The sequence below is a fragment of the Allobosea sp. P2_B12 genome, assembly GCF_056404835.1.
The window spans coordinates 119,436-131,578 of record NZ_JBFUDG010000004.1 but is presented as its reverse complement, the minus strand read 5'-3'; the positions used below and the strand labels follow the sequence as shown (position 1 = coordinate 131,578).

Below are 12,143 nucleotides of genomic sequence, written 5' to 3'. Positions count from 1 at the left end.
TCCTGACGGGACCAGCGCGAGATGCGTCCGTGCTTGTCAGGCGCTGGGATGCCAGAGCGGGCGGTAGCCGCAGGCGAGAGCCGCCAGCGTCGAGGGCGGCGTCAGCACCCTTGTCATGCCGAGGGGACGCTCCGCGCGCGCGACATAACCTGCCGGCGACCAGAGCAGCGCCTGTCCGCCCCTGAGCGCGATGAAGCCCGGACCATCCTCGCGCAGGATCATGCTGCCATCGGGAAGATCCGTCACGGGCAGGAGGTGGACCCGCGCATGGCGTCCGTCGCGCCGCTCGGCATCGAGGCGGCGGTCGATTTCCGGGAAGGAGGGCGTGGCGGCCAATCCGACCCCGCGCATCATCGCGGCGCGATAGGCCAGCGCGTCGCTGCGCCGGCATTCCATGCAGGGGCGGTGGCCGGCGGCCAGCGCCGTGACCTCGTCGCAGAAGAACAACTCGGTGTAGCCATGACCCCAGACTTGCCGGCGGCGGCCTTTGAAGGCGAGCACGCAGCAGATCCATTGCCGGCTTACATATGTTCGGCGCGGCAGGTTCTGCGTCTCGGGATCATGGAAGCGGCCGCCGCGATTGCCGAAGAGCAGGCCGCGCGCCGGGTCGGCGAAGAGGCTGCCGTCAGGGGCGACGCGGTTGGGCAATGGCATGGCGGAAACCTTGCGACAGCTGACACGTTTGGACGGGCAGAGCGGTTCAGATTGCGCTTACCGCCCGATGCACCGCCGGTTCTGCGATGGAGACACCCATGCTGACCTTCTACCATGCTCCGCAGTCACGGTCCTTCAGCATGCTGTGGCTGCTCGAGGAACTCGGCGAACCCTATGACATGCAGCTGGTCGATATCCGTCAGGAGGATGGGGCGCCCGAATCCTATCGCGCGATCCAGCCGCACAAGAAGGTGCCGGCCATCGTCCATGACGGCGTCATCGTCACGGAGCGGGCCGCGATCTCGCTTTATCTCGGCGACGCCTTCCCGCGTGCCGGGCTGGCGCCGGCCATCGGTTCGCCGGACCGGGCGGCCTATCTGACCGCGCTGGTCTATGCCGACGCCGTACTCGATCCCGTCATCGCGACCAGGGCGCTCGGTCTGTCCTACAAGCCGAGCAGTGTCTCCTTCGGCTCGCTCGACGATGCGGTCGCGCATCTGGAGAAGCGGCTGGCGCGCGGCCATGCCGCCGGCGAGCGCTTCACGGCGGCCGACACGCAGATCGGCACCGCCATCCACTACGGCATGAACCTGATCAAGGTGCTGCCGCGCCGACCGGTGTTCGAGGCCTATATGGAGCGCATGCTGACGCGCCCCGCCTTGCAGAGGACGCTGGCGAAGGAGGAGGAGCTGGCGAAGGGGGCCTGAGGGTGCGCCTCAGACCTCCTTGAAGCCGTAATCGGGAATGCCCTGCTCGTTGCCATAGTATTTGTAGGGCAGGAACTTGCCGGACATGCCGATCTTGACGCGATCGCCCTTCGGGTTCGGCTCGCGCTCGAACTCGATGTTGAAGTCGATCGCCGACATGATGCCGTCGCCGAACTCCTCCTCGATCAGCGCCTTCCAGGCGGGTCCGTTGACCATCACCATCTCGTAGAAGCGGTAGATCAGCGGGTCGGTCGGCGGCATCGGCGTGCCGGTGCCGCGATAGGGCACCTCGTTGAGCATGCGCCTCTCGTTCTCGGTCAGCCCGAACAGCGCCTGTGCCTTTTCTGCCAGTGGCTTGACCAGCTTCATCTGGCCGAGCAGGGCGCCGACGATCAGCACCTCGGACATGCCACCGATCTCGTCGGTGATGTGCTTCCAGCTCCAGCCCTTCTCGCGCTTGATGTCGAGGATCTTCTCGGTGAGCTCTTCGCGCTTCATGATGTGGTCTCCTCGCTGGGCGTCGATCCGCTCAGCAAGCCCCGTGCAAAGGGCGGACCAAGTCGCCAGGTCAGGACCGGGCTCACGCAGCGGGTTTCACAGATCTTCCGATTGCCCTGCGGTTTCTGCGATCCCGTCAGGATCGTCTTAACGTTACGCCGAGGTAAGACCCACGGCGCAACGCATTTGAAGTATTTTCGGTGTCATCCAAAGGCCTACGACACGTCTGTCGAAGATTTGCGGAAAAGCTCAAGCGCCGATGAATGCCTATCTTCCCCTGATCCTGTTCACGGTGCTGACCAATGCCGCGGCGCAGCTGATGCTGAAGCGCGGTATGACCGGCGTGGGTGCGCTCGACGTCGCCGGTGACGGGCTGGTCTGGACCGTGTTCCGCGTCGTCTTCAACCCGTTCGTCTTCGCGGGCCTGTGCACCTTCGTGATCAGCATGGCCTCGCATCTGATCGTGCTCTCGAAGGTTCAGATCTCCTACGCCTACCCCTTCCTGAGCCTCGCCTATGTCGTGGTCGCGGCCTACGCCTATTTCGTCTTCAACGAGGACATGAGTACGGCCCGGATCGCGGGCATCGGCTTCATCGTGCTCGGCACCATCTTCATCGCACAAAGCTGAGGGACATCATGGATCTGCTCGTTCGTTTGTTCCTGCGTCTCGGCGCCCTGCTCGAGCCCAGGCCCGCACTCGTTCCCATTCCCGTGCCGGCGCGCGACCAGCGGCCGCGTTTGCCCCATTAAGTCCCTGCCCCGCTGAGCCGGAGAGACCGCTCGTGAAACACATCATCATCGGCGGTGACGGCTTCGTCGGCTCGCATCTGGCGGCCGACCTTCTCGCCATGGGCGAGGAAGTACTGGTCGCCGACATCGTCAAGAGCGGCCACGCCCATTATGCCAAGGTGCCGTTCCACACCATCGACGTGACCGATGCGGCCAGCGTTGTCGGCATCCCGCTCGACAAGGACGACCTCGTCTACAACCTCTCGGCCAAGATGCTGTCGCCGATCGTAACACGTGCGGAGCGGCACGATTTCTTCTGGCCGGTCAACTATCACGGCACGCAGAACATCCTGAGCTGGATGGAGAAGGCGGGCGCCAACAAGCTCGTGCACTTCACCACCGACATGATCTACGGCCATTCGGTCACCGTGCCGCAGGATGAGGATCATCCGGCCCGGCCGCTCGGCGAATATGGCGAGAGCAAGCTCGCGACGGAGACGCTCGCACAGACCTATCGCGACAAAGGCTTCCAGATCCCGATCTTCCGGCCGCGCCTGATCATCGGGCCGGGGCGGCTGGGCATCCTGGTGAAGCTGTTCAAGCTGATCGACATGAACCTGCCGGTGCCGATGATCGGTTCGGGCAAGAACCCCTACCAGTTCATCTCGGTGTTCGACTGCGCCAGCGCCTGCATCGCTGCCTGGAAAGCGGGTTTCCCGAATTCGGCCTACAACCTCGGCTCCGACGATCCGCCACCGGTCAGGAAGCTGCTGGGCGATCTGATCAGGCATGCCGGCTCGAAGTCGATCCTGCTGCCGACGCCCGCGTCGCTGGTCAAGCTGACGCTGAACGCGCTCGACGCCATCAACATGCCGATCATGGACCCCGAGCAGTACATGATCGCCGACGAGATCTGCATTCTCGACACCAGCAAGGCCAAGCGCGAACTCGGCTGGACGCCGAAGCATCGCGACGAGGACATGCTGCTCGCCGCCTATACCGAATATCGCCGGGCCAAAGCGCCCTCCCAGCAAGCGCCCCGGAGTGTCGCCGCATGAGCATGCCCGCTTTCAAGACCGAGGATGCCGCGATGACCGCACCGGCCCGTCCGAAGCTCTATAGCGTCGAGGACGCCAAGAATCTCGACGTGCAGACGGTGAAGGAGCTCTTCACCAGCCATATCAATCCGGGCCAGGTGCATTTCCTCAAGCTGCTCGGCTTCGACAAGATCCTCGTCGATCGGGCGCAGGGCATGCACTACATCACCAAGGACGGCCGCAAGATCCTCGACTTCTTCGGCGGGTTCTGCTCGGTCGCCTTCGGCCACAACCATCCGCGCATCGTCGCGGCACGCCAGAAATTCCAGGACGAGAACCGCCATGAGATCTGCATGGCGTTCATGTCGCAATACGCCTCGGCGCTGGCGGCCAACCTGGCAGCGATCTCGCCCGGCGATCTCGACATGGTCTTCCTCGGCTCGACCGGGTCGGAGGCGATGGAAGCGGCGCTGAAGGTCGCCGAGCAGGCGCAGGGTCCCGGCAAGTCGAAGATTCTGCATGCCGCGAACTCGTTCCACGGCAAGACCAAGGGCGTGCTCTCGGTCACGGATTCGACGCTCTATCAGTCGCAGTTCAAGCTGGTCGAGAACCGGGTCAAGGTGCCGTTCGGCGACATCGAGGCGGTGCGGCAGGCGTTGGAAAGCGATCCGGCGATCGGCATCGTCGTGATGGAGACGATCCAGGGCGGCGGCGGCATCGTCGAGGCGCCCATGGGATTCTGGCGTGAATTGCGGGCGCTTTGCGACAAGCATGGCGTGCTCTGGGTCGCCGACGAAGTGCAGTGCGGGCTCGGGCGCACCGGCCAGTTCTTCGCCTTCGAGCGTGACGGCGTGGTGCCGGACGTGACGGCTCTGGCCAAGGCGCTCGGCGGCTCCAAGGCTGCCGTGGGCGCGATGATCGCGCGGCGCGAGATCTACATGAAGGCCTATGGCAAGCCGAAGGCCGCGCTGATCCATGCCCAGGCGACCTTTGGTGGCATGGGTGAGGCCTGCATCTCGGCGATCGAGGGGCTGAACGTGCTCTATGAGGAAGACCTCATGGGCAACGCCCAGCGCCAGGGCGACTACCTGATCGCGCGGCTGAACGAACTGCGCCTCAAGCATCCGAGCCTGCTCAAGGAAATCCGCGGTCGCGGGCTGATGATCGGCGTCGAGTTCAACGACATCAGCGAAACGATGCCGTTCGGCCTGAAGCACATGGTCGCGCTGCTCGACGACAAGCTCAAGGGCTCGCTCTGCGGCTTCGTCGGGGCGCTGCTGCTGAAGGAATACGACGTGCTCGTTGCCTTCACGGAATACAACCGCAACGTCATCCGGCTGGAGCCGCCGCTGATCGCGACCCGCGAGGATTGCGACACCTTCATCAATGCCTTCGACGATCTGCTCTCGCGCGGCATCACCCGCATCGTGACGGATTACCTGCGCAAGGTCGCGGTCGCGAAGGGCTGAGGCAGCTGCAAGACGTTCTGGAAAGGGCCGGTTCGCCGGCCCTTTTTCTTTGGAGGGTTGTGGAATGAGAAGCGGCTCCCCGGATGACCGGAGAGCCGTTCTGTGATCGATGGGTCTGCAAGCTCTTCCGGGGCGTGCGGCCCTGCGGGGTTCCTGGCCCCCCAGAGACGCGGGCCGCTCAGTAGTAGCCGCAGACGCGGCGGTAGCCGACGACCTCGCCGTAGCGATTGATGCGCTCGACCATCTCGCAGCTGCGGCCGCCATAATAGTAGCCGCCATAGGCCGGGCGGGAGGCGGAGGCAGCGATCAGACCGCCGACCGCGAGAGCCCCGACGATGCCGGCGCCGGCGCCATAGCCGTAACCGCGATGGCCCCAGTAGCGCGGACGCGCTTCGACGGAGGTGGCAGCCAGCGTGGTGGCGAGCGTGAGAGCGGCAAGGGTGGCGGTCGCGATTGTCTTGAAGCGGGTCATCGTCTTGATCTCCCAGAATGTCTTTGGAGCGAACCATTCGCCCTGCATGACCGTTGGTCGCAGCGGGCGGCGGAAAGGTTCAAGGCGATGCGAAGATTTTTTGTGGACCCCTCACAGCCCTCATCCTGAGGAGGCCGCGTCAGCGGCCGTCTCGAAGGATGCTCCAGCAGGCTCCGAGACCACTGAAGCATCCTTCGAGACGCACTCCTACGGAGCGCTCCTCAGGATGAGGGCTCGGGGGAAGGATGGCTTCGGAACGACGTCAGCCGGCGGTGACGCGACGCCAGAAGCTCGACGAAAATCCCGGATCGATATGCGCCGCGAAATCGCGCCAGTGCGGGAACGAAGCCTCGAAGGTTGCCGGCGACATGCGGGCGTCCTTGTAGGGGTTTACGCGGCCGCCGGCGGCGATCGTGATGGCATCGAGTTCGGCGAGCAGCGTGTCGGTGCGCGCGCCGCGATAGGGAAAGTCGAGGGTCAAGGTCGCGCCCGCCAGCGGAAAGGACATCATCCCGGGCGAGGGGACGTCGCCAAACAGCTTGAGCACGGTCAGGAAGGAGGCCTCGCCGGAGGCCAGCGTCCGCCGCAGCATCGCCTCCACGGCATCGCGCGCGTGGGCCATCGGAATTGCGCATTGGAACTGGCGCAGGCCGTTTGGCCCATAGGCGCGGTTCCAGTTGCGGAGCCGGTCGAGCGGATAGAAGAACGGGCGATAGGCGATGCGCCGCGGCTCGGGCGAGCGCGGCTGCATCGCGCGGTAGAGCAGGTTGAAGGCGCGCAGCGTCAGGCCGTTGATCAGCGGGACGGGCGGCGTCAACGGAAAGGACAGGCTGCGGCGCGGGCGGCTCGGCGGCCGATGCGAGGCCGGCGCATGGTTGGCGCGGAAGAACACGCCGCGTCCGAAATTCGCGCCCGACGCGAGCGCGTCGATCCAGGCGACGGTGTAGTCATGGGTCGCGTCGGATTTGGAGGCGATGGCGAAGAAGCGGTCGAGGCCGTCGAAATGGATGGTTTCCTGCAGCATCTGCGCCGAGGCCACCGGCATCAGCTGGAGCGTCACCTGCGTGACCAGGCCGGTCAGGCCCATGCCGCCGATGGTGGCGGCGAAAAGCGCGCCGTTCATGTCGGGGGCGCAGGTCAGAACCTGGCCGTCCGAACGGGCGAGTTCGAAGGCGCGGACATGGCGGCCGAAGGTGCCGGCACGATGATGGTTCTTGCCGTGGACGTCGTTGGCGAGCGCGCCGCCGATCGTGACGAAGCAGGTTCCCGGCGTCGCCGGCGGAAACCAGCCGGCGGGCACGACCAGCTTGAGCAGATCGTCGAGCAGGACGCCCGCCTCGCAGGTGACAAGCCCGCTCTCCCGGTCGAAAGCGAGGATGCGATCGAGGTGGCGTCCCAGGATCAGACGGCCGCCATCGTTCAGGCAGGAATCGCCATAGGAGCGGCCATTGCCATAGGCGAGGACGGGCCCCCGTTGCGGCGCCGGCTCCGCCAGCCAGGCCTGCGGCGCGACGCTTTCGCTGCCGCGCGCGGTCAGGCCGCCCCAGGAGCGTATGTCAAGCTCGAGGGAACTCACGGCAGCAATGTCGCCGCGATCATGATCAGGACGACGCTTGCTCCGGTGACCTGGCTGCGCCAGTCGCGGATCATGAAAATCAGGGGGTCGTCGGGCATCTGGCCACGCCGCGCCAGGAACCAGATCCGGGCCATCTGGTAGAGGATGATCGGGCAGACCAGCCAGATCAGCTCGGGATGACGGTAGAGTTCCTTGACCGCGGCGCTGTCGACATAGAGCGCCATGATCAGCGCGCAGGTGCAGCCCGAGGCCATGCCGAGCTGGGACAAGGCCTCGATGTCCTCGGCGTGGTAGCCGCGCCCCGCCTTCTTCAGGCCGGACTGGTCCTGGGTGAGGCGAAGCTCGGCATAGCGCTTCACCAGCGCCAGGCTCAGGAACAGGAACATCGAGAAGGCGAGCAGCCAGGACGAGATCGGGATCGCGGCGGCGGCATTGCCGGCAAGGATGCGCAGCGTATGCAGGGCGGCCAGCCCGAGCACATCGACCAGCAGCTTGCGCTTCAGCACGAACAGATAGGCCAGCGCCAGGACGAGATAGGCGCCGAGTGCCAGCACGAAGAGACGCGGCTGGGGCAGCAGCCAGGACAATGTGAAGGCGGCCGCCAGCAGCAGCGGCACGGCGGTATAGGCCTGTCGCTCCGTGATCTCGCCCGCTGCCAGCGGACGTTTGCACTTGGTCGGGTGGCGCCGGTCGGCCTCGACATCGACGATGTCGTTGAGGAGATAGATCGACGACGCCATCAGGCTGAAGGCGACGAAGGCAACGATGCCATGATGGATGGCGGAGATGTCGAAGACGTCATGGTTGAGCAGGATCGGAATGAAAACCAGCCCGTTCTTGAGCCAGTGATGCGGCCGCATCGCCCTGATCATCGCGAATAAAGGCATGTCCCTGTCTCTTCTTCCCTTGCGCCGTTATTGCGTCCGGCCGGTCGATGACAAGGTCCCGACGAGCGCTTCAAGACAGCAAGCCGTTGTGGCTCCTGTCTTCCTCGCCGATAAATCCTAAACCCGGGTGGATATCGGGCGCATGGCGCGCTCATTCCGCAGCCATGATTAACAGCCGGCTGAAACCTCCTCTCTATTGCCAATCTGCAAACCGCGCCTGCGACGGCGCGCTTACAAGAACGCCCCGCCGCTGGGAGCGGCAGGGCGTCGATGTCGACAGGGGTGGGTAGTGGCTCAGGGAAGCCGGCGCGTCAGACCTTCGCCGAACTCGCGGCGGCGTCGATATTGGCGACCAGTTCGGCATCGAGGCCGAGCGAGCCTGCGAGGCCGGCAAGGAAATCCCGCTCCTTGGCGGTATCGGGATTGATGGCGATCCGCGCTGCCGTGTAGATTTGCGCCGCGAGTTCGGGGCTTTCGGCCCCCTCCACCAGGGTCTCGACCGAAGCCGGGTTGGCCATCTCCCTGGCGAGCCATTCATTCGCCTCCGGGTCGAAGCCGGCCTCGCGCAGGCCACCCAGAATGGCGGTGCGCTCGTCCGCGTCGATTGCGCCGTCCGCGGCGGCGGCGGCGATCATGGCGCGGATGAAGATGAGCGCCGTCGCCTCGCTGGCGGCTTCCGGCTCGAAGCCGGTGCCGGCGGGTGCGGGGAGGATCTCGGGGCTGTCGACATCGAGCATCGGCTTGCCGAACTGATAGTTCTGATAGGCTTTGTAGGCGAGGCCGCCGATCAGGGCCATGCCGCCAAGCCGGGCGGCGGAGCCGACGACGGCGCGGCCGGTGGACGAGCCGAAGACGAGCGCGCCGAGACCGCCCAGCACAGCCGTCGCCATGGCCGGGTTCTTGTCGAACATCGCCTTGGCCTGGGCCAGCACGTCCTGCGCCGAGCGCCCACCGGTGACCTGGGTCAACGCATCGCCGGCCTTCTGCTGGACGCCGGTCTGGCGCGCGGCGTCGCCGACCCCTTGCGTCGCCTGCGTCAGGATCTGGCCCGCCATGCCCGCAAGCCCGCCAATGCCGCCGCCGCGCTGCACCTGTTCGGCCAGGCCGCCCAGAAGCGAGCCGAGCCCACCGGTCTGGCCCTGGCCGCCGGGCTTGCCAGCCTGTGTGCCGGCGCTGACGAGGGCATCGAGAAGGGATTTGGCGTTGAACATCAGGCAATCCTCTTTGAACGCTGCCCCAGGGGGCTTATCGCATCTAGGAACGACCGCGCGAAATCGCCAGACAGAAAGCGCAGCGGTGGGCCCGACCATGGCGGATGCAAGGCGTCGGCCTTAGGGTTGGAGCTTGCGCAGCAGCAGCGGCGCGCCGACCGCGGGGTCCTTGCGCCACTGGCCGCTCTCGAAGACGAGTTCGACGCTGTGGCCTTTGCGCGCGAGGAGGGCGAGCCGGCCCGCCTCATAGCGCCAGCCGACGGGGTCGAAGATTGTCAGCCCCGTATCCTGGCAATGGCCCTCGAAGGCAGCAGGGGCGCGGGCTTGCACGCCGGCAGGAGCCGGCCCCAGGACGACGCGGCAGGTCTCGCGATTGGGCTGACGCATCACGGCGTAGCGGCCGGGCAGGCTTGCAGGCGAGGGTGCGCTGGCCTGGTCGACGACAGTCGGGCGCTGGGCAGCCGTGGCTGCGGCTTCCGCCCGACTGACGGCCGGGCGGCGGGCGGCACGTGGATGGGCCTTCGGATCGAGCCCGTAGTCCTTGCCGTCGGGTCCCTTGCCCTGAAGGCCGGCATCGCCGTTCTCGCGGAAGGCGATGACCGCCTTGCCGAGTGCGTCGTTGAGGCGCGGCGCTCCATCTGGTCCGACATTCCAGGAGGCGATGCCGTCGAGCACCGGCAAGGCGCGGCGGCAGGTCGCGGGGAAGCGCAACTGGCGGCCATGCGCCGCGTCCTCCGCTCCCAGCGTGATCGTGCATTTGCGCGAGGCGCCGATCTGCTCGAGATCCCAGGCGCCGAGCAGCGGGGCAATCGCCGGCGGCGCCTTGTCGGCGCCGCGCGGGATGGGCGCGGTCTGCGCCGATGCTGCCGCGTGAGCGACGAGCACGATGCTCCCCGCAAGCAGCAGGGACCGGTGCAGCGTCGCGCCGCGCAAGGCGCTCAGGCTTTCTTCCACGGCGTCTCGGCCACCGGCGTCAGCGGGCCCTTGCCGTCGAACCAGGACAAAAGGTTGTCGACGACGAGCTGGCCCATCTGCTCGCGGGTGTGGACCGAGGCCGAGCCGACATGGGGCAGCAGCACGGCATGCTCGATCGCGATGAGTTCTGCCGGCACGCGCGGCTCGTCCTCGAAGACGTCGAGGCCGGCCGAGAGGATGGTCTTGTTCTGCAGCGCCTCGACCAGCGCCTTCTCGTCGATCACCGTGCCGCGGCCGACGTTGATCACCACGCCGTTGGGGCCGAGCGCCTTCAGAACCTCGGCATTGATGATGTGATGGGTCGAGGCGCCGCCCGGCGCGACCGAGATCAGCGTGTCGACATCCTGGGCCATCTCGACCAGCGAGGGATAGTAGCGATAGGGCACGTCGGCCTGGCGCGAGCGCCCATGATAGGAAATCGGCAGGCCGAAGGCCTCGACCCGGTGCGCCACGGCCTTGCCGATGCGGCCGAGGCCGACGATGCCGACCGTGCGCTTGCGCAGCGAGGTGGTCAGCGGATAGGGCGCCTTCAGCCACTTGCCCTCGCGCAGATAGCGATCGACCTGCGGCAGCTGCCGGACCGTGGCGATCAGCAGGCCGATGGCGAGGTCCGCGACCTCGTCGGTGAGCACGTCGGGCGTGTTGGAGACGACGAGGCCGCGACGGCCGGCCTCCGCCGCATCGACATTGTCGTAGCCGACGCCGAAATTCGCGATCATCTCGAGCTTCGGCAGCGCATCGAACAGCGCGCCGTCGATACGGATATGGCCGCCGCCAGCGATGCCGCGCACGCGTCCGGAGACCTCGCGAAGGAGGGCTGCCTTGTCCTCGGCCTTCCAGAGTTCGTGGACGGTGAAGTTGGCCTTCAGCTGGTCGGCCGCATAGGCGATCAGAGGGCCGGTCATCAGGATTTCAGTGGCGTTGGGCCGGGTCATGGCGAGCGTTTCCATAGGCTTCGGGTGATGGTCTGACGGCTTGATTCGACGAATATGAATCGATTAGATGTCGGATATGGCGGCTCGACGAAAGCCGCCGGCCCGCCGCGATCGATCGCCAGGCATCCCACCACGCCACGCGCCGCCGGAAAAGCGCTGATGGCGCATATATAGTATGACTTAATCACGCGGTTTTGTGGATCGTTGCCGAGGCGCCGGGCGTCAGGAAGGCAAGCGTGGTGTTCAGGCTGTCGATTACCAAAGCCGTCATCCGGGTCGATGCGAGGTCACCGTCGCGCTGGATGATCGCGTCCAGCACGCGTTCGTGATCGACCAGCGAGGCGATGAAGACGTCGCGGCCGTCGACCGATTTGAGCAGCAGGGACCATTGCACGGTGGCGGCGACTGCGCTCGCCAGGCATTGCAGGGCGGCATTGTGGGAGGCGGTGAAGACCGCCTCGTGGAAGGCGAGATCGGCGCGGATCGTCGTGTCGGCATAGGGCGCGTTGTCGGACATCCCGCGATAGGCCGCTTCGATCCGGGCGATGTCGGCCGGCGTGCGGCGCTGCGCTGCGAGCCTGGCCGCCGCGGGCTCGGCGAAACGGCGCAACTCGAAGAGATCGCGGATGAATTTCTCATTCGGGTCGGCCTCGAAGTGCCATGACAGGACATCGGGATCGAGCAGATTCCAGCTGTCGCGAGGGGCTGCCCGCGTGCCGCTCTTGGGCCTGGCTTCGACCAACCCCTTGGCGGTCAGAACCTTGACGGCCTCGCGATAGGCGGTGCGCGAGACCGAGATGTCGGAGCGCAGGTCGTCCTCGTTGGGGAGCAGCTCGCCGGCCTTGACCGCGCCTGTGATGATGGCGACCGCGAGCTTCTGGGCGACCTGGCCGAAGAGACGGTCGGGATTGAGGGTCGTCGGTCGCGAATAGTCGCGCACCCGCATCGTCTGGCGCCTCTCCCTTTGCGGCAGGTGCCGGTGAAGCCGGCGTT

At 66.2% G+C, this 12,143-nt stretch carries 13 protein-coding genes; 4 read left to right on the top strand and 9 right to left on the bottom strand.

Annotation, left to right across the window (positions count from 1 at the left end):
* Positions 1 to 36 precede the first annotated feature (36 nt).
* A complete protein-coding gene (locus AC1DYU_RS12305; RefSeq protein ID WP_476791880.1) occupies positions 37 to 654 on the bottom strand; it encodes a hypothetical protein in 618 nt (205 codons plus the stop codon).
* 98 nt (positions 655 to 752) lie between these two features.
* Between AC1DYU_RS12305 and AC1DYU_RS12300 the strand changes: the two genes are divergently transcribed.
* Positions 753 to 1,361, top strand: a complete 609-nt coding sequence (locus tag AC1DYU_RS12300) for a glutathione S-transferase family protein (RefSeq protein ID WP_476791879.1) — start codon at positions 753 to 755, stop codon at positions 1,359 to 1,361.
* Positions 1,362 to 1,370: 9 nt separating this feature from the next.
* Here AC1DYU_RS12300 and cynS read toward each other — a convergent pair whose 3' ends face one another.
* Complete coding sequence (gene cynS, locus AC1DYU_RS12295; RefSeq protein WP_476791878.1) at positions 1,371 to 1,859, bottom strand: cyanase; 489 nt, start codon at positions 1,857 to 1,859, stop codon at positions 1,371 to 1,373.
* A gap of 259 nt (positions 1,860 to 2,118) precedes the next feature.
* Here cynS and AC1DYU_RS12290 point away from each other — a divergent pair, with 259 nt between their 5' ends.
* From AC1DYU_RS12290 to AC1DYU_RS12280, 3 genes are all read left to right on the top strand, one after another.
* On the top strand, positions 2,119 to 2,487 hold the full coding sequence (locus AC1DYU_RS12290) for a DMT family transporter (RefSeq protein WP_476791877.1): 369 nt from the start codon (positions 2,119 to 2,121) through the stop codon (positions 2,485 to 2,487).
* 154 nt (positions 2,488 to 2,641) lie between these two features.
* Positions 2,642 to 3,646: an NAD-dependent epimerase/dehydratase family protein gene (locus AC1DYU_RS12285; RefSeq protein ID WP_476791876.1), complete on the top strand. Its 1,005-nt coding sequence runs from the start codon at positions 2,642 to 2,644 to the stop codon at positions 3,644 to 3,646.
* Positions 3,643 to 5,094, top strand: a complete 1,452-nt coding sequence (locus AC1DYU_RS12280) for an aspartate aminotransferase family protein (protein WP_476791875.1) — start codon at positions 3,643 to 3,645, stop codon at positions 5,092 to 5,094. Before AC1DYU_RS12285 ends, AC1DYU_RS12280 begins: the two co-directional genes overlap by 4 nt.
* A gap of 178 nt (positions 5,095 to 5,272) precedes the next feature.
* Here the strand turns inward: AC1DYU_RS12280 and AC1DYU_RS12275 are convergent, their stop codons facing one another.
* The 7 genes from AC1DYU_RS12275 to AC1DYU_RS12245 form a co-directional block, all read right to left on the bottom strand.
* Complete coding sequence (locus AC1DYU_RS12275; RefSeq protein WP_476791874.1) at positions 5,273 to 5,566, bottom strand: hypothetical protein; 294 nt, start codon at positions 5,564 to 5,566, stop codon at positions 5,273 to 5,275.
* 262 nt (positions 5,567 to 5,828) lie between these two features.
* Entirely contained in the window at positions 5,829 to 7,142 is a 1,314-nt protein-coding gene (locus tag AC1DYU_RS12270) for an FAD-binding oxidoreductase (RefSeq protein ID WP_476791873.1), read from the bottom strand.
* Positions 7,139 to 8,029: a UbiA family prenyltransferase gene (locus tag AC1DYU_RS12265; RefSeq protein WP_476791872.1), complete on the bottom strand. Its 891-nt coding sequence runs from the start codon at positions 8,027 to 8,029 to the stop codon at positions 7,139 to 7,141. Before AC1DYU_RS12265 ends, AC1DYU_RS12270 begins: the two co-directional genes overlap by 4 nt.
* A gap of 311 nt (positions 8,030 to 8,340) precedes the next feature.
* A complete protein-coding gene (locus AC1DYU_RS12260; protein ID WP_476791871.1) occupies positions 8,341 to 9,240 on the bottom strand; it encodes a tellurite resistance TerB family protein in 900 nt (299 codons plus the stop codon).
* A 120-nt stretch (positions 9,241 to 9,360) separates the two neighbouring features.
* On the bottom strand, positions 9,361 to 10,194 hold the full coding sequence (locus tag AC1DYU_RS12255; protein WP_476791870.1) for an AprI/Inh family metalloprotease inhibitor: 834 nt from the start codon (positions 10,192 to 10,194) through the stop codon (positions 9,361 to 9,363).
* The gene (locus AC1DYU_RS12250; RefSeq protein WP_476791869.1) at positions 10,179 to 11,150 is read right to left on the bottom strand and encodes a 2-hydroxyacid dehydrogenase; all 972 of its coding nucleotides are present in this window, start codon (positions 11,148 to 11,150) and stop codon (positions 10,179 to 10,181) included. The genes AC1DYU_RS12255 and AC1DYU_RS12250 overlap by 16 nt, the downstream gene beginning before the upstream one ends.
* Positions 11,151 to 11,334: 184 nt before the next feature.
* A complete protein-coding gene (locus AC1DYU_RS12245; RefSeq protein ID WP_158483453.1) occupies positions 11,335 to 12,096 on the bottom strand; it encodes a FadR/GntR family transcriptional regulator in 762 nt (253 codons plus the stop codon).
* Positions 12,097 to 12,143: the final 47 nt, after the last annotated feature.

What these genes read in the sequence shown, in the direction of transcription:
- AC1DYU_RS12300 (WP_476791879.1), top strand. Translation starts at nt 753, where the DNA reads ATGCTGACCTTCTACCATGCTCCGCAGTCACGGTCCTTCAGCATGCTG.
- AC1DYU_RS12245 (WP_158483453.1), bottom strand. Translation starts at nt 12,096, where the DNA reads ATGCGGGTGCGCGACTATTCGCGACCGACGACCCTCAATCCCGACCGT.
- AC1DYU_RS12250 (WP_476791869.1), bottom strand. Translation starts at nt 11,150, where the DNA reads ATGACCCGGCCCAACGCCACTGAAATCCTGATGACCGGCCCTCTGATC.
- AC1DYU_RS12265 (WP_476791872.1), bottom strand. Translation starts at nt 8,029, where the DNA reads ATGCCTTTATTCGCGATGATCAGGGCGATGCGGCCGCATCACTGGCTC.
- AC1DYU_RS12280 (WP_476791875.1), top strand. Translation starts at nt 3,643, where the DNA reads ATGAGCATGCCCGCTTTCAAGACCGAGGATGCCGCGATGACCGCACCG.
- cynS (WP_476791878.1), bottom strand. Translation starts at nt 1,859, where the DNA reads ATGAAGCGCGAAGAGCTCACCGAGAAGATCCTCGACATCAAGCGCGAG.
- AC1DYU_RS12275 (WP_476791874.1), bottom strand. Translation starts at nt 5,566, where the DNA reads ATGACCCGCTTCAAGACAATCGCGACCGCCACCCTTGCCGCTCTCACG.
- AC1DYU_RS12260 (WP_476791871.1), bottom strand. Translation starts at nt 9,240, where the DNA reads ATGTTCAACGCCAAATCCCTTCTCGATGCCCTCGTCAGCGCCGGCACA.
- AC1DYU_RS12290 (WP_476791877.1), top strand. Translation starts at nt 2,119, where the DNA reads ATGAATGCCTATCTTCCCCTGATCCTGTTCACGGTGCTGACCAATGCC.
- AC1DYU_RS12305 (WP_476791880.1), bottom strand. Translation starts at nt 654, where the DNA reads ATGCCATTGCCCAACCGCGTCGCCCCTGACGGCAGCCTCTTCGCCGAC.